This window comes from Pseudoalteromonas rubra, assembly GCF_005887095.1.
GTDB classification, from domain to species: domain Bacteria; phylum Pseudomonadota; class Gammaproteobacteria; order Enterobacterales; family Alteromonadaceae; genus Pseudoalteromonas; species Pseudoalteromonas rubra_E.
This window is the reverse complement of sequence record NZ_PNCI01000104.1, coordinates 1-1,323: the sequence shown is the minus strand read 5'-3', so window position 1 is coordinate 1,323 and position 1,323 is coordinate 1. Positions and strand designations below refer to the sequence as shown.

Below are 1,323 nucleotides of genomic sequence, written 5' to 3'. Positions count from 1 at the left end.
CAGCGCGTCTGCTTCGTCAAATTCCGGGAAGTCTTCGTCGGCCAGGGCTGCATCGCTTAGTGTCGCTTCTTCTGGCGCTTGTTCCGCTGCAGGCTCTTCTGCCTCAGGCTCGGCATCCATGGCGCTCAGCGCGTCTTCTTCGTCAAATTCCGGGAAGTCTTCATCGGCCAGAGCTTCATCACTTAACGTCGCTTCTTCTGAAGCTTGCTCAGTTGCCGGTTCTTCCGCTATTGCACTGTCAAGACTCGCGTCGTCATCCAGCTCAATTTCAAAGTCGGGACCATCCAGATCGTCAAAATCCCCGCCAAAATCAACTAAGCCATCATCATCCAGCTCATCTAGCAGACTGGACGCATCATCTTGGCCCAGGCTCTCTGCCAGTGCCCTTTCTGTCTCGCTGATAGTCGATTCTGAATCATCATCGAGAGAGATCTCTTCAGCTTCAGATTCATCCATCTGTAATTCAGGATAACTACTCAACTCTTCACTGGGGGTAACGAGATCGACTTCAGTCAGCTCTTCCTCTTCGGACAGATCTATGTCTTCATCCGCTAAGGGGTCGTCACCAAGGTCTATCTCAACATCCTCTTCCAGATCCGCGTCAAACTCATCTCCTTCAGCTTCCAGCGCCTCAAGTAACTCATCTACATTTTGTAGTTGAGCGGGCTCAGGCATTTGAGCTTCTTCGGACGGGTGAGTTAGTTGCTCTGCAAATTCGTCGAGTAACTCGTCCTCGGTTTCAGGCAGTTCAGATTCTATTTGTACAGACTCTTGCGCATCGAGCCCAAGCTCGACTGATGGTTCAGCTTTATCATGCAAAGACTGCAAGTCGGCTTCTTCTTCCAGCATCCCATCAAGATGGCCAGATTCCGTCTTAGAGACAGCATCCGAACCAGACATAAACTCTTCTATATCCGGCTCATCTTCAAGCAAACCATCGAAACCGTCCGGCTCTTCCGTTAGCAAGTCTTCTTCGGATTCAACCTCAGGCTCTTCTTCTAATAACCCATCCAGCTCGTCCGGCGTTTCCGTCAGCAAATCCTCTTCGGATTCAGCCTCAGGCTCTTCTTCTAATAACCCATCCAGCTCGTCCGGTGTTTCCGTCAGTAAGTCTTCTTCAGGTTGGGCGTCATCCACTTCTTCAAGCAGTCCATCCAGCTCGTCTGGCGCTTCCGCCAGCAAGTCTTCTTCGGATTCAGCCTCGGGCTCTTCTTCTAATAACCCATCCAGCTCGTCCGGCGTTTCCGTCAGTAAATCTTCTTCAGATTGGGCGTCATCCACTTCTTCAAGCAATCCATCCAGCTCGTCTGGCGCTTCCGTCAG

1 pseudogene is annotated in these 1,323 nt (G+C 51.2%); it reads right to left on the bottom strand.

The features are described from left to right. Positions 1-1,323: pseudogene (locus CWB99_RS24300) on the bottom strand (hypothetical protein); the annotation flags it as partial.